Source organism: Parasedimentitalea denitrificans (assembly GCF_011813015.1).
Lineage (GTDB): Bacteria > Pseudomonadota > Alphaproteobacteria > Rhodobacterales > Rhodobacteraceae > Parasedimentitalea > Parasedimentitalea denitrificans.
The window spans coordinates 174,911-199,368 of sequence record NZ_QHLQ01000005.1 but is presented as its reverse complement, the minus strand read 5'-3'; the positions used below and the strand labels follow the sequence as shown (position 1 = coordinate 199,368).

Here is a 24,458-nt window from a genome sequence, read left to right as displayed (position 1 = left end):
TGCCTTGGTCCTAACATCGCCACCAATCCCCCCACGCCAATAAGGAAATTGAATCAGTCATATACCCTCAAATCAACAAGAGTTTTTCAACAACATTAGCCCTTATAAGACCTTAGTGCGCGGTGCAGCATTGGGGACGTCTGAAGCAGGAAGGGCGGACAACCGTCATTCGTTGAACTGCGCACCAACGGCAAAGGTGCGGACGAAGCTGCCGTTACTTGTTTCGGCTCAGATGACCGCTTCCAGCCAATTCTGTTAAAAACTCGGTTCTTGGACAATTGAGTGCATTTCATCGGAACACTGTCCCGTTGGGGCACTATTCTGAGGATGTTGCTCTCCATAGGCGCGCTCGCGAAACGCTTGTTCCTATTAGTGGCCGCGTTATTCCGGCTGGGGAGTTTTTCAGCAGAATAAGCTCTTTCTAGACATTCGTGCCGGGTGCAGCGTGCTCGGCACTTGAGGCACGAAAGGCGGAAACCGATCCTTCGCTGTGGCCTGCACCAAGGTCTGTACTGGGGGAATACCAACCTTAAGTTGCGGAACAGCAAAACTATTTCCCACAATATGGGGTTGTATGCGAGCGCTGTTGTTCTTGCAAACGTCTCGGCGAAAATAAGCTATTGCCAAGTTACTAAGTGACATGGTTAGCCCCTGTAAGAAGTTGCGCAAAGGAGCACACTATGGCTGATGTTTTGCATCGCAGATTGGTTGCAGAAGCTAGCAATTTTCGGCGGCCTCTTTGAAGAGCGCTTAGCCAACGACAGGTTGACCGCCTCTTGGTGCACCCAGCTACCGGTGTGATGATGTGGCGTTAGAAGCGGATGCGCATCGCGCCAAATAGACAATGCTGTCGCGAAGTTCAGACGGCGATTTTTTCCACTATCCTGTGGTAGCAGATGGTGGCTGATGAGGGGTTGAAAGGGAGCCTCAGTGCACGAGGCCGAGTAGGATTATGTGGATTGCAAGTCAATTTTGTCAACAATGCTAACTCTAAGAGGTCATTATTTCCGGATTGTGTAAAATGGGATTTATTTAGTACAATGTGGCGGGGTTTATGTTAACAGGTTAAAATTACCGCTAGTTGTTTTTGATTCGTTTTGGGGGGAGAAATGAAAAGAGTTATTCGAGCTGCAGCTGCTGCTGCATTTGTACTGGCTGCTGGATCAGTGTCTGCGGCAACTGTCTTCCAAGACAATTTTAGCCGCAGCAGTAATATGGTTGGGAATGGCTGGAGCGAGCTAGAACGTTATTCTTCCAGCGTCCGCACTTTCAGTAACGATGTACTTTTATTGGGAAATATACTGAGCGGCACACCTGACGCTGCGGCTGCCAGCGCGGTGATCGATGCCACAGGTTTCGAAAATCTCACGATTAGTTTCAAATGGAAATCGTACAATAAAAACGAATATGCTGATAAGCTTACTCTATCATGGGCTTCTGATCCGGCTCCTCTCATGACGAATCAGAATGCTTGGACACAGCTTTACAGAGGAAACGACGGAGGTACCAATTGGCATATCCGGACCCGTTCGTTGGCAGCTGCCGACAACTCTATGTTCAACATCATGTTTTGGACCAAGGTTAGCTCTTCCAACGAAGGCTTCGCGCTCGATTACGTTAAAATTACCGGCGACGCCATTTCGGCAGTCCCGCTACCGGCGACTGGCTTTCTCCTGATCGCTGGCCTTGGTGGTCTTGGAGCTCTGCGTCGTAAGAAAAAGTCGTAATTACCCATAATGGGTGCTGAAAGGGCTTCTCTTCGAGGAGCCCTTTTTGTTATTGGGTCATCCCGAAATAATGTAGAGAGATTTGCTGATGCTCAGAATACACGTTAGATTATCGTGTCATGCATCTATCTATTCCCCTGGTCTAATCTCATCTAAGCGGAATTTGTTTTCTAGACGCTTTTGATCAAACCTCAGTCATTCATGGTGGCCACAGAGAATGCCGTTAACGTTGCATCTGAACTCACGTTGATACTCACTTTGCAAAGGTTGCATACTGCTCATTCCTGCCGTTGGATCTCGGCGCAGGGAATTCACACTTTCAGCCCAACCACGACATTGGTGCCCAGTGCAGCATGGGGGCGTCTGAAGTGGGAGGGGCGGAATCTGGTCGTTCGCTGCTGTCAACTATAATGGCAGCAGTCCGAAAATTGCGCCATTTGCAACGCCGGGCTGTCGAACACCCAAGCGGCCCGCGATCTCTCTCTTCAATCACCAATCACTGTCGAGGTTGCTGTGACGCAGTACATGTCTGGTAGTAGTTGTCGTCACCTTAATTTGCGACATAGCAACAAACTTGTCGTCTTGTTAGGTGGTTCGCAAAGGCACCGGACCCGGCAGGAAATCACCTGCGATCACGGACAATGCTGCGGCGACCTCAATTGGATCAAACGGCAGTTGATTAACATTTTTTTCTGCCAGACGGAGGTATTTTTCCTCTAGATCTTTGCAAACAGTGCTAAACATCCGCATTTCTCGAGCATTCATTTTCTTCGGTTCCCAATCTGGAGATGACACTTTACCCGACATAATTCGCCAATTGAACAAGTCAGGTTGAAATCTGTAATCAAAGACGACACTATCACTCACCTGCAAGTGCCATTTCCGGCTGTCCAGCCGCCACTTCACGTGACGGGTGACCGATTACGTCTCTGAGGTGTTCAAGTTCGATGAAGTTGTCAGCTTGACGACGCAATTCGTCTGATATCATTGGCGGTTGGCTACGAATTGTGGATACCACTGACACACGAACTCCTTGGCGCTGCAGACTGGCCACTAGCGGTTTAAAATCTCCATTTCCGGAGAACAGGACAACATGGTCAACGCGAGGAGCCAAATCCAAGGCGTCCACGGTCATTTCGATATCCATGTTGCCTTTAGTTTTGCGGCGCCCCGTGATGTCGGTGTACTCCTTGGCTGGTTTAGTTACCGACGAAAAACCATTGTAGTTCAACCAATCAACGAGCGGGCGAACTGGCGAGTACTCATCGCCCTCAACCAACACAGTATAGTAGAGCGCGCGTAACATCTGGCCACGTCGCATGAACTCTTGGCGTAGCAGCTTGTAATCAATGTCAAATCCAAGTGCTTTTCCAGCGGAGAAGAGACTTGTTCCGTCGATGAGAAGTGCAAGTCGTTCGTCTTTATAAAACATAAATACCACCTATTAATGTACCCGTATAAATTGATACAAAACAACACGTGGATCTACTCGCGCAAAGGGCGAAATTCAGGTTCTTTAGAGGATTTAACTAACCAAAAGGATAGCGCCGACGTCCAGTTTTCCGCAGTCGAATTTTTTTCGGATTAATATTTCCAAAACTGCATTGAAGCCATCTTCAAACAACATTCCATATTAAATTTGACCATGATGAAGGCTCGAACTTGGAGATCCTTTATGTAAGTTTGGGAGTTTCCAAGCCTACTTAAACACTAGTGCACGAGCGGATTAACTCGGCGGCAAAACGGCATCCCATCGCCTCATATCCCAACCAGGCTAGAGTTGAAAAGTCAAAGACGAGTTTAGCGCGAATGGCAGCCTTGGGCCGGTCATGTCGTATCAGAGCGAGCTGCGGCCCGACTTTGCAAACGTCGCTTCTCTAATTGGGTGTTTGGGTCAAGCTCGTTTTCCTTGTTTTCTGGGTCATTGTCACTCATCCGGGTCACACTTCTCTTCGCAGTCTGGTTGATGCTCTGATGGCACCGCTGCATGCATGTGTTGGATCGGCTGTGGAGAGTCCTACTATCTGGCGCGCTTCAATCTACGCAGCGACATTTTTCGGCTTCATCCACAGACCTCGTCCGGTGAGGACGACCCTGTCAGGGTTGGGTACTTGGCGATTTATGTCATACCGTGCTCCCCAACTGTTCCTGACGGAATTCCGTGCCATCAATCCACATGCGATGGAGCAGAACGGCTAACTTTCGCGCTACGGCAACAACCGCTCTGCGTCGGCCTTTGGTACGCATCAAACGCATGCCCCAAGATTTGATTTGCGATTGTGCCATACTTCGCATGAGCAGAGCATTGCCCGCTGCGTAAAGTGCAGCGCGGACATCACGGTCCCCAGCCTTTGATATACGACCAGGATTGTCGTGCTCCCCTGATTGGAAACGTCGGGGAGTTAGTCCAAAATGCGCGCCAACTGTTCGGGACTTTTTGAATCGTGTAGGATCATCGACAGCCGCTTTAAAGGTCAGTGCTGCAATGGGGCCAACTCCAGGAACCGTCATCAATCTTAGACAAACCTCATCATGACTAGCAGCCCGCTTTACGCGCCGATCAAGCTCCAGATAATGCTGATACAGTACCACCCTTGCGTCGAGCAGCGGCACAAGGGCATGCGCCAGAACATCATCCATTTCGATCATAGGACGTACGATGCCATCAAAACTTCCATGCGAGACCGTTTTGGGCAGGCGGATGCCAAATATCTTCAGCAATCCACGGACCTCATTTGCCAGATCCATCGTCTTCTTAAGCAACGCCTTGCGTGTACTGAGTAGCGCACGAAGGCCATGAGCCTCTCGGCTCTTCATATGAACCGGACTGAACCAACCGGTGCGCAGAACATGCGCGATGCCCTTGGCATCATTCTTATCGGTCTTGTTTCTCATCGCTGACAGGGCTGCGTTCACCTGCCGCGCCTCCATGCAAACCACATCAAAACCTGCGGCCTGCAGTCCAAAGTAAAGATGTTGGCTCATAGTTCCGGCTTCTAGGCCGACACGTTCTATCGGGAATTCAAACTCAGAAAGGCACTCTGCAATGTCATCGACCTCGCAGCCCAGCTCGCGCTCTAGAAGGACATTGCCCTTTGTATCCACAATACAGAGCGCACATGATCGAAGCGAAACATCTAGTCCAACAAAGTATTCCATCATCTCTCTCCCTTGTTCACAGCAGTCCTGTGATTTTATCGGGAGCTCGACCTCAGAATAGAGGCAGCCCAATTACGCATACTATCTGCGCAATGCAGACTTTGGAGCGAAACAATAGCTCCACCTAGGCACTAAATTTAAACGAAACTGGTAAACTTACCCATTTTTAATTGACTTGGGTAAGTTTACCCCGCTATCAATCGTCTCATCAACCGATGGAGGATTGAATGAACGACATCTTTAACACCGCCCGCCGGATCGTCGACACACCACAGGATCATCTGCACGACACCCGCTTGTTTACCGCTGCCTGGGCCACAATGAAGGCGGCGCGCGGACAGAGGTTTGACCCCCAGCGCCTGCGCCCTCAGCACTTGATCGGCCACCCTGCCCCAGATCCGGAACCGCTTGACCAGACCCTGATCCGGGTCGGCGAAACCGTACGCAGCTATGCCGCCAAACAGGGGTACAAGATCCAGCGCCGCCATGCTGCGTGACCTGACACGCCGCGCCTCATGGGCCGTTGCCGCATCCACGCAGCACCGACAGGCCAACGAACGGGCTCCCCCGCCTCGCAGCTAAGACCCGCGCCAGGAGGACAGCGCCGGTCTCACCCTGTCAGAATTCCACGCGCCCATCCCGACAGCGTGGAACGGCGCGGGCGGGTCAGTCCTCCTCCAAAGTTCCCCGCCCGCGCATCAACCAACACCGGAGCGCTGAGGCACGTCACAGGGGGCGCGCAAAGCAACTCACGGACCTTGCACCGCGCCCCCGCCATTATTGTCCAACAAAGGAACCTAAGAGGACGCCATGAACAGCAATTCTCACGACCTAAAGACGATCGACCAAATTCTTTCCCTGCCGGACAGCGGCGAATTCCTCATGCAAATTCACGACAAGCACGAGGCGCTGATCAATGCCATGACCAGCTTTGTCGAAGACAACAACAAACCCGCATCGGGCAGCTTCAACATCAAACTGGACTACAAACTGGATCGCGCCGGCATGTTTCAAATTGCGGCCAAATGCGATGCCAAAGAGCCCCAGAAACCCGCCGCCACAGCCGTAGCATGGCAGGGCGATTCAGGCCGGATTACCCCCGCCAACCCAGCGCAGTTGAAAATGGAAATCCGGGACGTTTCGCCCGGAGAAACCGAACTACGCACTGCTAGCTAACTTTCTCAACTCAAATCCGAGAGGACCACCATGGATCACTTAGAAGTACAAAATATCGCAGAAACCATGCGCAAGACCGTGGAAGATCTGAGCCCCGTTACAAATATCGACACCGGAGCAGACCGCGCTGATTTGACCGTCGCCCACCTTGTAAGCGTCCCTAATGGGCGCACAGTCCAAGATGTGACACAAAACATGCGCACCGCTGCAGCTTACCTGAAACCTGCGCAAAAATCCGGCACGGCCAATTTTGAAACGCTGGAAAGCTTCATTGACTGGACCAACCGTTTCAAAGGTACTGAATCGGTTGTGTTTGCCAACCAATCGCGCCGTGAACCCTCACTAACCAGTGTGATTGACTATCACCCGGAAGGCGCACCGCAGCTCGATCCCAAAACTGGCGATGCGAATGCCCGGTATTGCCGTCACCGCGGGCTCTATAAATTCCCGGTATCCGAAGAATGGAAGATCTGGAACGCAGTGTCGCAAAAGACCCTAGCCAAATCAGATCTTGGTGAGTTCATCGAAGAACACGCTAAGGATATCATCGACCCCACACCCGCCCTTTTGGACGGGACCAAGGTGAATAACGCCGAACCATGGGAAAAACCCCTAATCGAGGTCGCCGCCAAACTGCAGGGCCGCTACGGCCAGTTTGCACGACTGATGGAAATGTCCCGCCATCTGGAAATCTACGAAAGCAGCAACCTAATCACCCGGCGCAACCCGGACGACGGCACTGTGCAGATGTCCTTCGAGAATGAGAACAAAGATGCAGAGGGCAAACCACTCTCCATCCCCAATCTGTTCCTGATCGCCATCCCTGTATTTGACCAAGGCGTCAGCTATCGCTTGCCGGTCCGGTTCAGCTTCAAGAAAAACGGGTCTGCGGTTTCTTTCCGACTGACCCTCTACAACCCAGAAGCCGCTTTCTATGACGCCATCAAAGAAGCTGTGAACTGTGCGCAAGAAAAAACAGAACTTACCACGTTCTACGGCTCTCCCGAAACCACCTAATCGGTCGTTCTGACTGATACCCTCGCCGCCGTAATACCTCTGGCCGGGTGGCGGCGAGGTTCCCGATCTAGTTTAACCGCCTGCCAGAAGGGACTGAATAAATGACGGAAAACAATTTGGGCAAAACATTATGAACTCCGCACTGCTAAAGCCAATTGAGGTCGCAGCCCGGTTGAAAATTTGCGAAAAATCCTTGCTCACCTGCCGCCGCAGAGGCTTAAGGTGGGTAACAGTGGCCCGAGGTGCCATTAGGTATCGAGCGGAAGACGTTGACGAATACATTGAGGCGCAAACACAATGCCATTCAGAACCGGAAAGAGCAAAGTCTACCAGTACGACATCATCGTCAAAGGTCATCGCCTTCGAGGATCTACTGGGACAGACGACTTCGAAAAAGCGAAGGCGGTAGAAGCTGATGTTCGTGCGGAGGCCAAGGGTGCCGCACAAAAGCAAATCAATGCCGACTATTCACTTTCAGAGGCATTGGGCACTTACTTTCGAGACGTAAGTCAGCACCAACCATCCGCAGCCACAACGGCCAGCCAAAGCAAGTCTTTGATCGCGGCTATGGGCGGCAAGACCAGAATAACAAGCCTTTCGAACCCCGACATTCTTGCCTTTGTTGCGAAGAAACGCGCTAAGGTATCCAACGCTACCGTGAACAGACAGCTTCAGCTCCTAGGCCGAGCCCTCAGACACATGGGGAAGTTCTATAGTGTTCAGATTCCAGAACTTGATTTTCGGGCAGCGCAAACGAAGGAAGCCAAAGAGCGAATTCGTGAACTATCGCAAGACGAACAGGTTCGGCTGTTCGAACACCTCCCCCTGGACCTTCACGCCCCAGTTAAGTTCTGTCTAATGACAGGCGTTCGGATAGCCACCATGACAGGGCTACTTTGGTCTGATATTCACCTGGATCGTCGCGAGATCGAGTTTCGGCTGAAAGGCGGGGAAACGATGACATTCCCAATCAGCCGCGAAATGGCTGCTTTTTTGTCTGCCCTTCCGAAGAGCAATGTGATCTCGGCTCGCCGACACGTTTTCACACGGATCAACAAGAATAATCTTGAACGCATCCAGATTGTCGCCAAGGGCGGTGTCTTCAATACTCAATTCCGGGAATCCCTGGCTAAGGCCGGGATTGAAGATTTCCGGTTTCATGACCTGCGTCACACATTCGCAACACGAATGCTACGGCAGACACGAGACCTGAAACTAGTCTCCAAGCTTCTAGGCCATAAGAGCATCGAAACAACATCTCGCTACGCGCATGTTTTGGTCGATGATATGCGGTCTGCCCTGGATGGCTTCAGCCCCCTTTCAGATGGCGTCCCCCAGAGTTTCCCCCAGACTTCCAAGCTAAGTGATTGAAATATAAGGCCGCACATCAGGCTTCCCAAGCTTAAGTTACGAGTTCGATTCTCGTTACCCGCTCCAGTCAATCCATATGTTCTAAGTGTTTTCAGCAATTTCAGTGCCGCCTTCTTTGCGGCCTCCCTTTATCGCCAGATCACACTTAAGACCGTACCGCTATTCAACGCCCTTCTCCTTCTGACCTGTTGGGTCGCAAGGCACCAGAGCCCCATTTCGCTTCATCAGCACACCTAATCCGGTCAGACCCACCCGGACACACACCCACAGCTTGTTTTATTGGTAAACTTCAACGTATTAGCCCGGATCCCATCAAGGCAATGTTAACCGCCAATATGTTCCCTAAGCCAGCGCCGTGGGGGCGCCTGAGTGGCCCGTCAACCTCGGGCTTGTGAGTGTGGGGGATTCCATGACAACATTGAAAAAGGCCGTTTTGCGGCCCCTGTCTACTATTGCCTGTCGTTTATTCGATCTACCAAAACCGAGCACCAGCCCCCTTCGCGGTGCACTCATTGTCTGCCTTGGCTTGGCAATCAGTAGTGGACAAGTACACGCTAGTGTTAGGCCGTATATCATCCGTGACGACCGCGGAGGCTTCCTGCGCGATCGACAGCTAGAAATCATGAGCTTACAGGCAAGCGGTCAACCGATTGAGATACGAGGATCAGTTTGTTACTCTACCTGCACGATGTTTCTTGGGCTGCCACAAACATGCATTTCTGCAAGGACGGTTTTTGGATTTCACGGCCCATCCCGCAGCGGCGTACGATTGGCACCGGATGAATTCGACCGATACTCACATATGATTTCAAAAGATTATCCAAAACCGCTTCGGGATTGGTTCATGAAAAAAGGTCGCAAACGCATAGATGGAGTACACCGGATCAAAGGAACCGAGATTATCCGCATGGGCGTTAGAGAATGCTCAAGCTAAGCTGAATCAACCTCACCTTATGGTGCCCAGTGAACTGTTGAACCCGACAGCACAGCCTGAATTGGCGCTTCCTCTGGCGGTAACTTCAGTGCCCGCTCAAGCGCGGTGCGCTTTTCAGCACCATAAATAACCAAGTGCTTGCTAATCGCAGCGTCCAGCACATGTGCTGACAGGCTGACACGGGCTTCCGGCTGACTATCTGGACGTAGCACTACCAATGTTGGTGCCGTGGGTTCCAGCGCCTCCATCAGCCCCTCCACTCCTGGAAAAAGGGAAGCCGTGTGCATGTCTTCCCCCATGCCCAACAACAGCACCGAAATCGGCAAATCAGAGGATATCGTAGACGCAAGATCGCCCATAGCATCCTCAGGCTCTTTGTTGGGGGCATAGAATGGCAAGAACTGAGCCACAGAAGCCCGGTCGACCAGCAGTCTTTCGCGGATCATGCGTGCATTTGAGCGGTCACTGTTACTGTCGACCCATCTTTCATCGGTGGCCATAACCCGAACGCGGGACCAGTCCAGATCCGCAGCACACAAATCGTCAAAAATCGGAGCTGGTGTTGTTCCCCCTGCAACAGCAATCGATGCGGTGTCATTGTTCAACAGGTGTGTATTTAGATCCCCTGCGATTTGACTTGCGACGTCAATCGCCAACATGTCTCGATCTGGGTATTCAATAATGTTCATGGGTCAATCCCCGCTCTCTGCGTAAAATCGGACGCGACCGCCCGCCGAATACGTCGCACGGATGATACCGCTATCACATGGTTTACGCATAACGCCACATATTTGCCAACTGGCAATATCTCAAAACATAACTCACCAAAGTTTGTTTTCCTTACAGCTTTAACTCAACCCGCAAAATCGTCTAAGCAATGTTGACGCAAAAACCTGGACGGACTGATGAAAGACTTGCCCCAAACAACCGCCAATGCCGGCAAATTTCAGAACAGTCGAGTTACAGCCGATGGTCAGGAACGAGCAGTCGTCGCTCTCAGCAGTCCAGAAACACTGTGGTTCAATACCGGCACACTTTGCAATATTGAGTGTGCTAACTGCTATATCCTCAGCTCACCAAGCAATGATGCTCTGATTTATATTACTACCGACGAGGTTCAGGCCTATCTTGATCAAATTCGCCAAAGGAACTGGCCTATTAAAGAAATCGGCTTTACTGGCGGTGAACCCTTCATGAACCCACATATGATCGATATGGCCCGTGCGGCACTTCAGCAGGGGTACAGAGTTCTAATTCTGACCAACGCCATGCGGCCCATGATGCGCAAGTCGGTCAAGACTGGACTATTGCAGCTGAACTCCGAATTTCCGGGGAAGCTGGAATTGCGTGTCTCATTGGACCATTACGCACCCGAAATTCATGACGCCGAACGCGGTGTAGGAAGTTTTGAAAAGTCAGTCGAGGGCATGACATGGTTACAAGAGAACGGTTTCACAATGGCCATTGCAGGGCGTAGCCAGTGGGGCAAAAGCGACGCGGAATCTCGCGCCGGATATGCAGCACTGTTCAAAAGCCATGGCTATAACATTGATGCACACAACCCAAGCCAGACGGTCCTGTTTCCCGAAATGGATGAAACAGTCGAGGTACCCGAAATAACCACCGCCTGTTGGGGGATTCTTGGCAAATCACCAAAGGAAGTCATGTGCGCATCGTCTCGGATGGTGGTAAAACGCAAAGGTGACCAATCGCCAACAGTGGTGGCCTGTACGTTGCTCCCCTACTCGCCAGAATTCGAAATGGGCCGATCCTTGAAAGACGCCGAGCAAGACGTTGCTTTAAACCACCCTCATTGCGCCAAATTTTGCGTATTGGGCGGTGCAAGTTGTTCTGCGTGATCCCGCTTACAAAGCGTCGAGCCATAACTAATGTAGGCGCAATATGCCCTTCACATTTCGCCATTGCCCCGAGCTGATCATTTTGCGATGGCAAAACCGTACTGAATGTAGCGCACCTTCAATCTCTCGTTGCCAGAATTCTATAAATTTAAACAGCTTGGGGTGATCTGGCATTAGATCATAGTCTTGCCAGACATATGTGTTCAGAACGTGAACATGGTCCGGCATATAATAGGTGAACTCTGCAGTGGTCAGACCATAGCCTTTTAACATTAACTCGGTTTCAGACGGCTCCATTTTTGCCTCCAGTTTTTGGGTGTGTCCGACAATGGTAGCCCGAAACTGGTTAAATAAGGCCAAAACCAACATGTTACTTGAAATTCAGCGCCTAATTGATGGTCTGCAATTCTGCTTGCTTGCGCCCCATGTACCCTCTCTGATAGGGTGCATCTACTAGATATAGACCCATCAATAACAACGGGCAGCACACGTGAGCGACACGCCGGAAACTCCTGAAAATATGGATGAAACACCCCCTTCTCGGCCGATTTATGATGGTCCTACCGTCTCTATCGAATCCGAAATGCGGACCTCTTATCTCGACTATGCGATGTCCGTCATCGTCAGTCGTGCTATTCCTGACCTGCGGGACGGGTTGAAACCGGTGCACCGTCGCATTCTTTACGCGATGCACGAGACAAACAACACTCACGACAAGTCATATCGGAAATCGGCGCGTCCTGTCGGTGATGTGATGGGTAAATATCACCCGCATGGCGACAGCGCGATCTATGATGCGCTGGTTCGAATGGCGCAGGACTTCTCGATGTCGCTGCCCCTGCTGGATGGCCAAGGCAACTTTGGTTCGATGGATGGCGATAACGCAGCTGCAATGCGTTATACCGAGGTCCGCATGGACAAACCGGCAGCCTTTGTGCTGGCTGACATCGACAAGGACACTGTCGACTTTCAAGATAACTACGACGGCAAGGATCAGGAACCTACGGTTCTCCCAGCACGCTTCCCGAACATGCTGGTCAATGGTGCTGGTGGTATTGCGGTTGGTATGGCCACTAACATTCCGCCACACAACCTGGGCGAAGTGATCGATGCCACTCAGGCCTTGATCGAGGATCCAGACCTGACCAGCGAACAGCTGATCGAATATGTGCCCGGTCCCGACTTCCCTACTGGCGGCGTCATGCTAGGTCGCTCTGGCGCACGCAAAGCCTATTTGGAAGGTCGTGGCTCTGTCGTTATCCGCGCCAAAACTCGCGTCGAAGAAATTCGCCGTGATCGCTATGCTATCGTCGTTGATGAGATCCCCTATCAGGTGAACAAGGCGGCGATGATCGAAAAGATCGCCGAACAGGTTCGCGAAAAGAAGATCGAAGGTGTCGCCCACGTTCAGGATGAATCTGATCGTAACGGTGTGCGCGTCGTAATCGAACTGAAACGGGATGCCACACCCGAGGTGGTTTTGAACCAACTATACCGGTTCTCGCCCATGCAGACCTATTTTGGCTGCAACATGCTCGCGTTGAATAGTGGTCGTCCTGAAACGCTGACTCTGCGTCGCTTCCTAACCTCGTTCATCGATTTCCGCGAAGACGTTGTTGCACGTCGCACAGCTTACCTGCTGCGCAAGGCGCGCGAACGCAGCCACATTTTGTGTGGTTTGGCGGTTGCCGTTACCAACATCGACGAAATCGTCGCCACTATCCGCTCATCCGCAGACGCGGCTGAGGCGCGTGAAAAACTGATGACCCGCCGCTGGCCGGCGCAACCGATCTTGGAATACATCAAGCTGATTGATGATCCGACCCATACGGCCAATGAAGACGGTACCTATAACCTGTCCGAAACCCAGGCCCGCGCCATTCTGGAACTTCGACTGCAACGCCTGACTCAGATTGGGGTCAAGGAAGTCACCGACGAGTTGGAAGAGCTGGCAAAGAAGATCAAGGAATACCTTGAGATCCTCGGCTCACGTGAACGCATCATGGGCATCATCTCGGACGAGCTGGCCGAGGTGCGCGAGCAATTCGCTGTGCCGCGCCGCACCGAGATCGTCGACTGGTCCGGTGACATGGACGACGAAGACTTGATTGAGCGCGAAGACATGGTCGTAACCGTGACTTCTGGTGGCTACATCAAACGCACACCGCTGGCAGATTTCCGCGCCCAGAAACGTGGCGGCAAGGGTGTGTCCGGGATGCAGACCAAGGAAGAGGACGTCATCACGTCCCTCTTTGTGGCCAACACCCATACGCAGCTTCTGTTCTTCACCACCGAAGGCATGGTCTACAAACTAAAGACCTGGCGCTTGCCGCAGTCCAGCCGCACCGGCAAGGGCAAGGCCATCGTCAATATCTTGCCAATCCCAACCGGCGTTTCTATCGCGGCCATCATGCCAGTGGACCGTCCGGACAAAGAATGGGCCGATCTGCAGATTGTCTTTGCCACATCTGCCGGCACCGTGCGACGGAACCGGCTGTCTGATTTCACCAATGTGAAATCAAACGGCAAGATCGCGATGAAGTTTGAGGATGAGCACGCCGACACCAAACTGATCAATGCTCGCATCTGCTCCGAAGACGAAGATGTAATGCTGGTCACCAGTGCAGGTCGCGCCATCCGCTTCCCCACCACCGAGGTTCGTGTCTTCAACAGCCGAAGCTCTGTCGGAGTGCGTGGCATCAAACTGGCCGAAGGTGCCGAAGTGGTTTCGATGTCGGTCATCCGTCACTTTGACGCCGAACCTGCCGAACGCAGTGCCTTTATCAAACGGTTCCGGTCGGAACTGGGCAGCGATGTTTCCGAGGACGAGAACGGTGAAGAGATCGAAGGCGCTCTGTCCGAAGATCGTTACCAGGAAATGTTGTCGGCAAATGACCTACTCGTCACCATCAACAAAGGTGGTGCAGGCAACCTGACGTCCTCGCACGATTACCGCGTTAGCGGCCGTGGCGGACAAGGGGTTGCTGCGATGAAGGGCAATGAAATTGTCGCGACATTCCCGGTCGAACTGGCAGACCAGATCATGCTTGCCACGTCCAAGGGACAGTCGATCCGCGTTCCAGTCGAAGGGATCTCATTCCGATCTCGCAGCGCTGGTGGCGTCAAAGTGTTCAACACTGGCAAAAACGAGGAAGTCGTCTCAGTTGCTTGGATCGCTGAGCAGAACAATGATGAAGACGAAGCGGGTGCCGAGGAATAACCTCCCCCCTCTCATCTGATAGACAAAGAAAAAGCGCTACTCAAATCCGAGTGGCGCTTTTTTAATGGTGTGTTGGCTTCGGGATTTGATCCCCTGTCCGGTTCTACAAGCCGTAGATCTCTCCAAATTTTGCTTCAAGATAGTCCAAAAGCGGCTCGTGTGTCGGCGCCATACCTGCCGCATGTTCAATCGTATCCCGAGGCGAGCGCAGGCCTCCGTGTTGCTGAAGGTTCTCTTGCAGCCAGCCAGTAGCGACCGAGGTGTCACCTTTCGATAGACGCTGATCGAGATCGGGAACAGCGGTACGCAAGGCTTGGTTCAAACATCCCGCATAGACGTTCCCCAGGCTGTAAGTTGGGAAGTAACCAAACAGACCAACCGACCAGTGAACATCCTGCAGACAGCCGTTCGAAGGCTTATCTACCGCATAGCCAAAGTCTGCCTCGAAACGATCATTCCATGCCGTCTCCAGATCTGAAACTTGCAGGTCTCCGGACATCAACGCCCGCTCCAAATCGAACCGCAACATGACGTGCAGATTGTACTGAATCTCGTCAGCCTCAGTCCGGATATAGCCGTTGTGAACCTTGTTGACTGCAGCATAAAATTCGTCGGCATTGGCAATACCAAAATCTCCAAACACCTCACTCATCTGGCCAAACAACCACCCCGCAAACGCACGTCCTCGGCCAAGCTGATTTTCATAAATCCGGCTTTGGCTTTCGTGAACCCCCATTGATACGCCACTACCCAAGGGTGTCAGCAAATACGCCTTATCGACGTTCTGCTCGTAACAGGCATGACCAACCTCGTGGATCGTCGAATAGATGCAGTTGAACGGATCATCTGCACTGGTGCGAGTAGTGATCCGCACATCCTGCCCACTGCCCGAACTGAACGGATGCACAGCCTTATCCACGCGGCCGTGGTTCATGTCGTAGCCGAACGCCTTGGCCACCTTGCGGGCCAGTTTCATCTGCTTGGGTTCGTCAAACTCCCCCTGCAAACCCTTGGGGGATGGCCGTTCCAAAACAGCCGACCGCAGGTTCACCAAGCGTGGACGCATGGCATCAAATATTTCACCAATTTGCGCGCTCGTGGTGCCGTGCTCATAGTCCTCGATCATGGCGTCATAAAGGTGGCCGCCATTTGCCAGCGCAGCCCCTTCCTCACGCTTCAACGCAACGACCTCTGCCAGCACCGGAGCAAAGGCAGCGACATCTTCATCGGCACGTGCAGAAGCCCATTTGCCCTGCGCTTCCGAGGTTAGCTGAGCAAGTTTCTTGGCAAGGTCAGCGGGTACCTTTTGCGCACGATCAAAGCTGCGCCGGATTTCACGAAGATGGGCAGCACCGGCTTCGTCCGGCGCCTCAGCTGTCTCCAGCCATTCCTCAACTTGTGGGTCCATTCGCCGTGCGTGAAGGACAGCTTCAATGGCCGCCATTTCTACGCCCCGCTGAGAGGACGCACCGCGCGGCATCATGGTTTCCTGATCCCACCCCAAGCGGCCAGCCACCTGACCAAGTGCCTGCGTGTCGCGCTGGAAACTCATCAGTTTGTCAAATGCGCTCATTGTTTAATGTCCTTGATTGAAGTGGTGATTGGATAAGCAGAAAGAAAGCGGGCTCGTAGGATAACCGACCACAGGACCACTGCCAAAAGCTGGTGCTGGATCGCAATTTCCCAAGGTGCTGCATAAAGAACCGTTACAACACCCAAAGCAATCTGTGCGAACAAAATTGCAAAAACTAGATGAAACGCCTTTTGCGTAATTAGGTGTGCGCTACGTCGACCGCGCAGCCAGACAGTCACACCTAAGCCGAGTAAAAGATAACCGGTTATTCGGTGGATAAATTGAACCAAACCAGGATTTTCAAAGAAGTTCACCCACAGCGGTTCAAACTGAAACGGATTTTGCGGAATTACCTGCCCGCCCATCAGCGGCCAGTCTGTATAAGATCGACCAGCATCTATGCCCGCAACCAGAGCTCCGAAGACAATTTGCAGAAATGCAAGATGTAGAAGGCCGGTCGAAAGGTTGAAAAGCCGAATCTCACGTCCCCGTCGAGCCTGCATCAAATCGCGTTCTTCGCGCGACAATAGCATGACGTACCAGGCCAGGAAGCCTAGGATGACAAAAGCCAGACCAAGATGGACTGCCAAGCGGTAGGACGCGACGGTCACGATGCCTTCGCCCTGCGTGACACCTGATGCAACCATCCACCAACCAATGCCACCCTGCAATCCGCCAAGCAGCCCTGGCAGTGCCAGCCGTCCTGTCCAGCCGACTGGAATCTTGCGTGCGACAAGAAAGCCAAGAAAGCCAATTGCCCAGATCAATCCTATCACCCGACCCAACTGTCGGTGGCTCCACTCCCACCAGTAGATCGACTTAAAATCGTCGAGCTGCATCCATTGGTTTTCAATGCGCCACTGGTCAATCTGTTGGTATTTATCGAACTCAATCTGCCAGTCCGCCTCGCTCAGTGGCGGCACTGCCCCGGTAATCGGCTTCCACTCTGTTATGGACAACCCGCTATCTGTCAGGCGCGTCAGCCCGCCGACGACAATCATGGCGACCACAAGGGCAAACAGCACCATCAGCCAGGCCCGAATAGCCTTGCGAGCGCCGCTGTTCTTCCGGTCGATTAGGCCAGTCTGAGCAGGCGGTTTTGCCGACCGTTCCCCGTCAACTTCTTCAAAAATATTCCGCTTGCTCATGCTCGCCTCACTTACTTCGTCGTCACGCTAGATCCCTCCTCATCAGAGGTCCAGTCGACTTATTCTTCACCGCGTTTTTTCCAGCGAACCATCTGTCGCATGATGCCGTGCAGCATCTGTACATCCGCATTTGTCAGCGCCATTCGGCTCCACAAATTGCGCAGATTGACCTTCATGTTCGGCGCTTTTTCCGGCGGGTAAAAGAACCCCGCCTCCATCAAACGATCTTCAAAATGGTCGGACAGTTTCTCAATCTCAACGCCTGTTGCCCAATCCGCCTTGCCCATTTCAACCACCTCGTGGTCGATCTCTGCAACCTGACGTTGCCATTCATAAGCAGTCAACAGCACACATTGGCCCAAGTTCAAAGAACCATATGCAGGATTCACCGGGACTGAAATAATGGCGTTAGCCTTGGCTATATCTTCGTTCTCTAGCCCTGCCCGTTCAGGCCCAAACATGACCGCCACTTTTTCTCCAGCCGCGATTTTTTCAGCGGCGAGTTTCATCGCTGCCTCTGGGCTGTAAACTGGCTTGGTTAACCCCCGCTGACGGGCTGTGGTGGCGAAGACATATGAACAGTCAGCTACCGCATCTGGCACATCCGGACTTAGCCTCGCTTCGTCTAACAAACGTCCCGCACCCGATGCCATTGCCACAGCTTTTTGACTGGGCCAGCCATCACGTGGCGCCACGATGCGCATTCGGTCCAGACCAAAATTCCACATGGCGCGGGCGGCTGCCCCAATATTCTCGCCCATTTGTGGGCGGACCAAAACAAAGGCGGGCTGTGAGGTTTGGGTCGGCATGTCACTCTCTCTGAAAACTCGCACCGATCTAGTCTGCAATCGTTGTCAGAGCAAGATCTGGCATTTTTCCGGTATCACGAATATTATGTCCGCACCCTATAAACCTTGCACCTCCATCTTAATACGCTAAACAGCCGCAAGATATAATAAGGACCAAACCCATGGACAGCCCAGAAAAGCCGCAGATCTACCTGGTCACACCGCCAAGTTTTGAGCTCGGCCAATTTCCTGATCAGCTGGCCAAGGTTCTAGATTCCACTGATGTGGCCTGCCTACGTCTGGATATGGCAAGCCGCGATGAAGACACCCTCAGCCGGGCAGCTGACGCTCTGCGGGAAGTGACACATGCGCGGGACGTTGCCATTGTGATTTCAGACCATCAACTGCTGGCTGAACGACTGGGGTTGGATGGGGTACATCTGACCGACTCCGCACGGTCTGTTCGCGCCACACGCAAGGCAATGGGTGCAGACGCCATTGTCGGCAGCTTTTGCGGCGCGTCAAACCATGACGGAATCTCGGCAGCTGAAGCAGGCGCGGATTACGTAAGCTTCGGACCGGTTGGTACGTCAGGGTTAGGCGACGGCGCCATTGCCGACTTGGACTTGTTCAAATGGTGGTCAGAAATGATCGAAGTCCCAGTCGTCGCCGAAGGTGGCCTGACCGAAGATCTGGTCCGTAATATATCCCCCTTCACCGACTTCCTAGGCATCGGTGATGAGATCTGGCGTGAGGAAAACCCTGTATTAGCCCTGTCACGCTTCACGTCGGCGATGGGCTGAACCGGTTACAAAAACACCCGTTCGACAAACCAATATGCTCCGATCGCCGCAATGGTGATCGAAGCAGGAATCGCCACCCGGCCGCGATATTTGGGGTGCGACTGAAACCAAAAGCTAACTGTGGCAAACGCAATGGCGATCACCGTCAATTGCCCCAGTTCCACGCCCACATTGAACCCGATCAATGCCGCTATAAACTGATCCTGGGGAAGCCCAAACTCTCCCAGCACAGAAGCAAACCCCAGACCGTGTAACAGTCCAAAGCCAAAAATTACCAAAGGTCTCCAGACTGTCAGATGACGCAGGAAAATGTTCTCCACCGCGACATAAACGATCGATGCCGCGATCAAGGGCTCAACGATATCTGGCGATACCTGTACCCATCCCATGGCCCCTAACGCGAGGGTAATTGTATGAGCGACAGTAAAGGCGGTGATCTGCCACAGCAGCGGTCTAAGTCGAGAACTTAGGAAAAACAGTCCCAGCACGAACAATATATGGTCCAGTCCCTTCGGCAGAATATGGGAAAAACCAACAGGCAGATAGGCAACAAATGTTTCCTGAGAGCTAAGTGCAGCCCCACCACTCAACGGAATATGCGAGGTGGTTTCTCCGCCTTGCAGGTAACCTGTATATGGCTCGTCCACTCCGTTTTGCCTCAACACGACGCCACCGGACCCTTCGGGCCAATAGACGGTCAGGCTGCGGGCATGGTCCGGAACGCTACCGTTTAACATCAAATACGTCGCACGCGGCACCTCCACGTCTCCGACTTCGGGGATAAGGATCTCGGTTACGCTAAGTTGCAGCGCTCCACCAGCTGTCACTCTAACTGTCTCCAACCACTCCTCAGCGAACTGGCGCACCATGGGTTCTAGCTCGGCCTGATCCAATCCACGAAGACTGTCATAGTCATTTGCCTGTTCGGCCTGATCAGTATCCGCCATTCCATCCAAATTGATACCAGCGACAAAGGCTTCAATGTTCAGCCGCAGATCAAGTGCGATCTGACCATCCTCCACCCGAAAATCAGCAATCGTCGGTGTAACTTCATGCGCATTAGCAGTCGCCAGTAACGTGACAAAAGCAATGGTTGACAAAAACAGCGTTACAGCCAGCCTGTTCCTCAGTTTCCAAAAGGTTCTACCAATGCCCATTTGCCCATTCCGCCGTCTTAGTGCTGCTCTTGTTGGCCTGATGTTCTCCACCCAGCCTACTCTTTCGCATGAGTTTTGGATCGAACCGCAGAAATATCAAGTCGAAACAGAGGAGCCAGTGATCGCCGACCTTCGAAATGGTCAGAACTTCAGTGGTGCCAACCAAGTGTTTTTTGCAAGACGCACCAAGCGATTTGACTTCACACAAGGGAAGCAAACCAAAGCCTACCGGGGGCGTATGGGCGACCTACCGGCCTTTCAACTTGATAGCGCACAAGCGGGACTGTTGATCATTTCGCACGAAACGGCTCCGGAAACACTCACTTACGACACATGGGAAGAGTTTCAAACCTTCATAGACCTCAAGGGTTTTCCCAACGCTACCCAACTCCATCAGGCCAGAGGCTTACCAAAGCAAGGTTTCTCCGAGACGTACACACGCCATGCCAAATCGCTAGTCGCTGTTGGCAATGGGAAGGGCGAAGACACACTCCTTGGTATGGAAACTGAGTTCGTTGCAGGTGCGAACCCTTATACTGATGACATACGATCTGGCATGCCTGTGACGCTGTATTACCTGGGAAATCCCCGCCCATACGCCCAATTTGAGGTGTTTGAACGTCATCCTAGCGGTCACGTCAGGGTATTTACGCAAAGTACGGACACGGGTGGGAAAGCTTTTATTCCAGTTCAACCCAGCCATACTTACCTGTTGGACGCAGTTGTTCTGCGCCCTGCCCCAGAAACCGAAGAGCCCGTTTGGGAGACATTGTGGGCATCCCTGACATTTGCTACGCCTCAATGATGGTTGCAGCTTGCGAGCGGTTGCAAAAATAGGCAGAACACCTGCATGACACAAACTATCCAACCATCCAGCCCGAACATTCTTTGTATTGGTTCTGTCCTATGGGATATCATCGGCCGCTCGCCGATGGAAATGCGGCGTGGGTCCGATATGCCGGGGCGCATCAGTCGCCTTCCAGGCGGTGTCGCGATGAACATCGCTATGACCCTGGCGCGCTTTGGTCTGACGCCTTCTTTGCTCAGCACCGTTGGCCGCGACGATGAAGGCGACGAACTGGTCGCCGCCTGCACGCGGCTTGGGCTAATCACCGATCATCTGTACCGTTCCGATGACTTGCCCACAGATCGCTATATGGCGGTAGAGGGCGCAAATGGGCTAATCGCAGCCATCGCCGACGCCCATTCGCTGGAGGCAGCTGGCGACAAAATCCTAAAACCTTTGCACGATGGCAGCCTTGGCACCGCCGAGACTCCTTACGCAGGCCCAATTGCGCTTGATGGCAACCTTACCCTTTCGCTGCTCGACGATATCGCAAATGATCCCGCGTTTTCTGCCGCTGACCTTCGCATCGCCCCGGCTTCACCGGGCAAGGCGGAACGCCTACGCCCATTCCTAACCCGAAATCGCGGCACGCTTTACGTCAATCTAGAAGAGGCCGGCTTGCTCTGTCAGGCCGAATTCAGCGACAGTGCAACCGCCGCTCAGGCAATGCTCGACCGCGGCGCCCGTCGCGTCTTGGTGACTGACGGCGGCAGCTCTGCAACCGAAGCAAGTCCACAATCACTCATCACTCTCGTCCCACCCCGCGTCACCGTTGCACGCGTCACCGGGGCCGGAGATACCTTTATGGCCGCACATATCGCCGCAGAAACCCGTGGTGACACTGGCGAAAATGCATTGGCATCTGCCCTCAAGGCCGCGGCCACCTATGTTTCAGGAGAACCCCCACTGTGATCGACATCAAATACTCGGCCGAGGTCCAGACCGCCAAAACAGCGGGCACTGCAATCGTAGCGCTGGAAAGCACTATCATCACCCATGGTATGCCCTACCCCCAGAATATCGAAGTTGCAGCGCAGGTTGAACAAGATATTCGTGACGCAGGCGCAACCCCAGCGACAATCGCTGTTCTCGACGGTCAGCTACATGTCGGACTAGAATCCGATCAGCTGAAAATGCTGGGCCAAGCCAAAGGCGTTTCCAAACTGTCTCGCGCAGACTTCGCAGCTTGTCTCGCCAGCGGCGGCACCGGTGCCACAACAGTTGCAGCCACCATGATTGCCGCACATTTGGCAGGCATTGATGTCTTCGCAACCGGCGGCATTGGCGGCGTCCACAAAGGGGCCGAAAAGTCGTTTGATATTTCTGCCGACCTGATGGAACTGGCCGCCACGCCGGTGACCGTGGTTGCTGCAGGCGCCAAGGCGATCCTAGATGTCCCTAAAACGCTCGAGGTTCTGGAAACCCAAGGTGTGCCTGTCATCGGCTACCAGCAGGATTCCATGCCAGCATTCTGGTCGTCTCAATCCGACCTAACAGCCCCCCTTCGCATGGATGACGCGGGCCAAATCGCCCGCGCCCACGCTATGCGTCAGGCAGTCGGCCTTCCCGGCGGTCAATTGATCGTCAACCCAATCCCCAAATCCGACGAAATCCCAGCTGAAATCCTGGCACCAATCATCCTGCAGGCTCAGACAGAGGCGGACGAGCAAGGCGTAAGCGGCAAGGCTGTCACCCCCTTCCTGCTGCAACGGATATTTGAGCTGACAGAGGGCCGCTCCCTGACCGCAAACATCGCACTTGTGCGAAACAATGCACGACTGGCAGCTCAAATAGCGCGCGAACTAGTCGCGTTGCACACATGAGTAGCACAGTTTGATGACTGACCATTGCCGCCGACTAGGAAACTACCTAGGTTGCGACCGACCAACAGCGAAAAAGATAAATGACAACTCCATTTGACCAAGAACCACACCGGCGCCCAGGCCTCTTTGCCAGACTTCGCTCGTCATTTCTGACAGGCATTGTTGTCATTGCCCCGGTGGGTCTGACGATCTGGCTGCTTTGGTCGATTATGGGCTGGGTGGATAGTGTTATTCTGCCGCTGGTGCCTGCCACGATCCTTCCGGAACAATACATCGGCATAAATCTACGCGGCATCGGTCTGATCATCTTTCTGCTGTTCACGATCATCATCGGCTGGATCGCCAAGGGCATTTTGGGCCGATCAATGATCTCCTTTGCCGAAAGTCTGGTCGAGCGGATGCCAGTTGTTCGCACCATCTACTCCGGTATCAAGCAGATTTCCGAAACAGTCTTTGCTCAATCAGAACGCAGTTTTGAAAAAGCCTGTTTGATCCAGTACCCCCGCAAGGGGATTTGGGCGATCGGATTTGTGTCGACCACGGCCAAAGGCGAAATCTACAAACAGGTAGATCCTGACGGAAGATTGATGAGCGTATTTCTTCCAACCACACCAAACCCAACCTCTGGGTTTCTCCTGTTCTTACCAGAAGAAGACGTGATTGAACTGGAAATGAGCGTTGAGGACGCCGCCAAACTCGTCATTTCTGCCGGTCTTGTTTATCCAAACGGCAAGGACCCAACCCAGCCAGAAGACCCATCGACTGACTGATCCTCACGACCTGTGACAGCTTCATCTGGCCACAAATATCCCGGGGGTGCGGGGGCTGGCCCCCGCATCCTTTATTCTACAACGCAGTCCAACCGCCATCGACACTCAATGTGGTGCCGGTGATCTGCGCCGCTGAATCAGAGCATAAGAATGCGACCGTTCCGCCTAGCTGTTCTACCGTCGCAAACTCCTTCGACGGCTGACGTGCCAACATCACATCTTTTATCACTGTTTCACGGTCCATATCATATTCAGCCATGGTGTCAGGGATCTGCGCTTCGACCAACGGTGTCAGCACATATCCAGGACAAACCGCATTGCAAGTGATGGGCTCCTGCGCTGTTTCAAGAGCTACAGTTTTAGTCATCCCTACAACCCCATGTTTGGCTGCGACATAGGCCGATTTGAATGGTGAAGCCGTCAGGCCATGGGCCGACGCTATATTGACCACCCGCCCCCATCCTGCAGCACGCATCACGGGCAGCGCTGCTGCGGTCGTATGAAAGACCGAGTTAAGGTTGATCGATATGATCGCATCCCACTTTTCTTGCGGAAACTCATCAATGGGTGAGACATGCTGAATACCGGCGTTATTCACCAGAATATCACAGGCTCCGGCGGAGGCTATCAGATCCCGACATTCCTGTGCAACGGACATATCCGCCTTAATATATCTCGCTGAAACACCGAATTCTGCAGCGATTGTTTCGGCCAAGGCATGATCCTGCTCACTATCAGTAAACGAATTCAGCACCACATTTGCTCCCGCCCGTGCCAGCTCACGCACGACCCCAAGTCCGATTCCCGAATTTGAGCCGGTCACAACTGCGGTTTTTCCCTGCAAAGACATTGGCCTCTTCCCTCTCGTTGATGTCATTTTAAATTCAGAACAGTTTGCCATGCTGCAACTGCAAAGAAAACGTCGGTTCCGCATGGAAACTCAGTTTGCTGAGATTTTCCCATAAAGTGAGGTCAAAAACGGATTCCAAACTGGAGAAATCTGAAGGAAACTCGCAAAGATCAGTATCCTGAAACACCCGTTTTTGATTGAGAGCCTGAAAAGGTTAACCTTCGGTCCCCAAAAAA

Annotated in this window: 23 protein-coding genes; 13 read left to right on the top strand and 10 right to left on the bottom strand. The window is 52.9% G+C overall.

Annotated elements, in window-relative coordinates:
- Window positions 1-1,109: 1,109 nt before the first annotated feature.
- Window positions 1,110-1,727 carry a VPLPA-CTERM sorting domain-containing protein gene (locus DL239_RS07795; protein WP_167683446.1) on the top strand — a complete coding sequence of 206 codons (618 nt, stop codon included), beginning with the start codon at window positions 1,110-1,112 and terminating at the stop codon, window positions 1,725-1,727.
- A 585-nt stretch (window positions 1,728-2,312) separates the two neighbouring features.
- Here the strand turns inward: DL239_RS07795 and DL239_RS07790 are convergent.
- The 3 genes from DL239_RS07790 to DL239_RS07780 form a co-directional block, all read right to left on the bottom strand.
- Window positions 2,313-2,594 (bottom strand): hypothetical protein, encoded by a 282-nt coding sequence (locus DL239_RS07790; protein ID WP_167683445.1) that lies wholly within the window; start codon window positions 2,592-2,594, stop codon window positions 2,313-2,315.
- Window positions 2,587-3,159 carry a LabA-like NYN domain-containing protein gene (locus tag DL239_RS07785; protein WP_167683444.1) on the bottom strand — a complete coding sequence of 191 codons (573 nt, stop codon included), beginning with the start codon at window positions 3,157-3,159 and terminating at the stop codon, window positions 2,587-2,589. Before DL239_RS07785 ends, DL239_RS07790 begins: the two co-directional genes overlap by 8 nt.
- A 692-nt stretch (window positions 3,160-3,851) precedes the next feature.
- Window positions 3,852-4,886: an IS110 family RNA-guided transposase gene (locus DL239_RS07780; protein WP_167683443.1), complete on the bottom strand. Its 1,035-nt coding sequence runs from the start codon at window positions 4,884-4,886 to the stop codon at window positions 3,852-3,854.
- 227 nt (window positions 4,887-5,113) lie between these two features.
- On the opposite strand from DL239_RS07780, the gene DL239_RS07775 reads away from it, so the two are divergent.
- The 5 genes from DL239_RS07775 (at window position 5,114) to DL239_RS07755 (ending at window position 9,384) form a co-directional block, all read left to right on the top strand.
- Window positions 5,114-5,383, top strand: coding sequence for a hypothetical protein (locus DL239_RS07775; protein ID WP_167683442.1), 270 nt, complete (start codon window positions 5,114-5,116; stop codon window positions 5,381-5,383).
- A 313-nt stretch (window positions 5,384-5,696) separates the two neighbouring features.
- Window positions 5,697-6,062 carry a hypothetical protein gene (locus DL239_RS07770; RefSeq protein ID WP_167683441.1) on the top strand — a complete coding sequence of 122 codons (366 nt, stop codon included), beginning with the start codon at window positions 5,697-5,699 and terminating at the stop codon, window positions 6,060-6,062.
- 30 nt (window positions 6,063-6,092) lie between these two features.
- A complete protein-coding gene (locus tag DL239_RS07765) occupies window positions 6,093-7,079 on the top strand; it encodes a DUF2303 family protein (RefSeq protein ID WP_167683440.1) in 987 nt (328 codons plus the stop codon).
- A 297-nt stretch (window positions 7,080-7,376) separates the two neighbouring features.
- On the top strand, window positions 7,377-8,450 hold the full coding sequence (locus DL239_RS07760) for a tyrosine-type recombinase/integrase (RefSeq protein ID WP_167683439.1): 1,074 nt from the start codon (window positions 7,377-7,379) through the stop codon (window positions 8,448-8,450).
- Between the two features lie 409 nt (window positions 8,451-8,859).
- Window positions 8,860-9,384, top strand: coding sequence for a hypothetical protein (locus DL239_RS07755; RefSeq protein ID WP_167683438.1), 525 nt, complete (start codon window positions 8,860-8,862; stop codon window positions 9,382-9,384).
- Window positions 9,385-9,401: 17 nt separating this feature from the next.
- Here DL239_RS07755 and pgl read toward each other — a convergent pair whose 3' ends face one another.
- Complete coding sequence (gene pgl / locus DL239_RS07750) at window positions 9,402-10,073, bottom strand: 6-phosphogluconolactonase (RefSeq protein ID WP_167683437.1); 672 nt, start codon at window positions 10,071-10,073, stop codon at window positions 9,402-9,404.
- Window positions 10,074-10,289: 216 nt separating this feature from the next.
- Here pgl and DL239_RS07745 point away from each other — a divergent pair, with 216 nt between their 5' ends.
- Window positions 10,290-11,243 (top strand): radical SAM protein, encoded by a 954-nt coding sequence (locus DL239_RS07745; protein ID WP_167683436.1) that lies wholly within the window; start codon window positions 10,290-10,292, stop codon window positions 11,241-11,243.
- A gap of 27 nt (window positions 11,244-11,270) precedes the next feature.
- On the opposite strand, the gene DL239_RS07740 is transcribed toward DL239_RS07745, so the two are convergent.
- On the bottom strand, window positions 11,271-11,540 hold the full coding sequence (locus DL239_RS07740; RefSeq protein ID WP_167683435.1) for an usg protein: 270 nt from the start codon (window positions 11,538-11,540) through the stop codon (window positions 11,271-11,273).
- A gap of 223 nt (window positions 11,541-11,763) precedes the next feature.
- Here DL239_RS07740 and gyrA point away from each other — a divergent pair, with 223 nt between their 5' ends.
- The gene (gyrA, locus tag DL239_RS07735) at window positions 11,764-14,463 is read left to right on the top strand and encodes a DNA gyrase subunit A (protein ID WP_206188386.1); all 2,700 of its coding nucleotides are present in this window, start codon (window positions 11,764-11,766) and stop codon (window positions 14,461-14,463) included.
- Window positions 14,464-14,566: 103 nt separating this feature from the next.
- Here gyrA and DL239_RS07730 read toward each other — a convergent pair whose 3' ends face one another.
- From DL239_RS07730 to DL239_RS07720, 3 genes are read right to left on the bottom strand one after another with little or no spacing between them, the layout of a single operon-like run.
- A complete protein-coding gene (locus DL239_RS07730) occupies window positions 14,567-16,036 on the bottom strand; it encodes a carboxypeptidase M32 (RefSeq protein WP_167683433.1) in 1,470 nt (489 codons plus the stop codon).
- Complete coding sequence (gene ctaA, locus DL239_RS07725) at window positions 16,033-17,184, bottom strand: heme A synthase (RefSeq protein ID WP_167683432.1); 1,152 nt, start codon at window positions 17,182-17,184, stop codon at window positions 16,033-16,035. The genes DL239_RS07730 and ctaA overlap by 4 nt, the downstream gene beginning before the upstream one ends.
- 59 nt (window positions 17,185-17,243) lie before the next feature.
- On the bottom strand, window positions 17,244-17,993 hold the full coding sequence (locus DL239_RS07720; RefSeq protein ID WP_167683431.1) for an RNA methyltransferase: 750 nt from the start codon (window positions 17,991-17,993) through the stop codon (window positions 17,244-17,246).
- A gap of 161 nt (window positions 17,994-18,154) precedes the next feature.
- Here DL239_RS07720 and DL239_RS07715 point away from each other — a divergent pair, with 161 nt between their 5' ends.
- Window positions 18,155-18,775, top strand: coding sequence for a thiamine phosphate synthase (locus DL239_RS07715; protein ID WP_167683430.1), 621 nt, complete (start codon window positions 18,155-18,157; stop codon window positions 18,773-18,775).
- A 5-nt stretch (window positions 18,776-18,780) separates the two neighbouring features.
- Here the strand turns inward: DL239_RS07715 and DL239_RS07710 are convergent, their stop codons facing one another.
- Window positions 18,781-19,932, bottom strand: a complete 1,152-nt coding sequence (locus DL239_RS07710; protein WP_167683429.1) for a HupE/UreJ family protein — start codon at window positions 19,930-19,932, stop codon at window positions 18,781-18,783.
- Here DL239_RS07710 and DL239_RS07705 point away from each other — a divergent pair.
- From DL239_RS07705 to DL239_RS07690, 4 genes are all read left to right on the top strand, one after another.
- Entirely contained in the window at window positions 19,865-20,737 is an 873-nt protein-coding gene (locus DL239_RS07705; protein ID WP_240931797.1) for a DUF4198 domain-containing protein, read from the top strand. The two genes, DL239_RS07710 and DL239_RS07705, sit on opposite strands and share 68 nt — an antisense overlap.
- Window positions 20,738-20,782: 45 nt before the next feature.
- Window positions 20,783-21,691, top strand: a complete 909-nt coding sequence (locus DL239_RS07700) for a PfkB family carbohydrate kinase (RefSeq protein ID WP_167683428.1) — start codon at window positions 20,783-20,785, stop codon at window positions 21,689-21,691.
- On the top strand, window positions 21,688-22,602 hold the full coding sequence (locus tag DL239_RS07695) for a pseudouridine-5'-phosphate glycosidase (protein ID WP_167683427.1): 915 nt from the start codon (window positions 21,688-21,690) through the stop codon (window positions 22,600-22,602). Before DL239_RS07700 ends, DL239_RS07695 begins: the two co-directional genes overlap by 4 nt.
- A gap of 80 nt (window positions 22,603-22,682) precedes the next feature.
- Window positions 22,683-23,372: a DUF502 domain-containing protein gene (locus DL239_RS07690; protein WP_167683426.1), complete on the top strand. Its 690-nt coding sequence runs from the start codon at window positions 22,683-22,685 to the stop codon at window positions 23,370-23,372.
- Window positions 23,373-23,448: 76 nt separating this feature from the next.
- Here the strand turns inward: DL239_RS07690 and DL239_RS07685 are convergent, their stop codons facing one another.
- Entirely contained in the window at window positions 23,449-24,222 is a 774-nt protein-coding gene (locus DL239_RS07685) for a 3-hydroxybutyrate dehydrogenase (protein ID WP_167683425.1), read from the bottom strand.
- Window positions 24,223-24,458 lie beyond the last annotated feature (236 nt).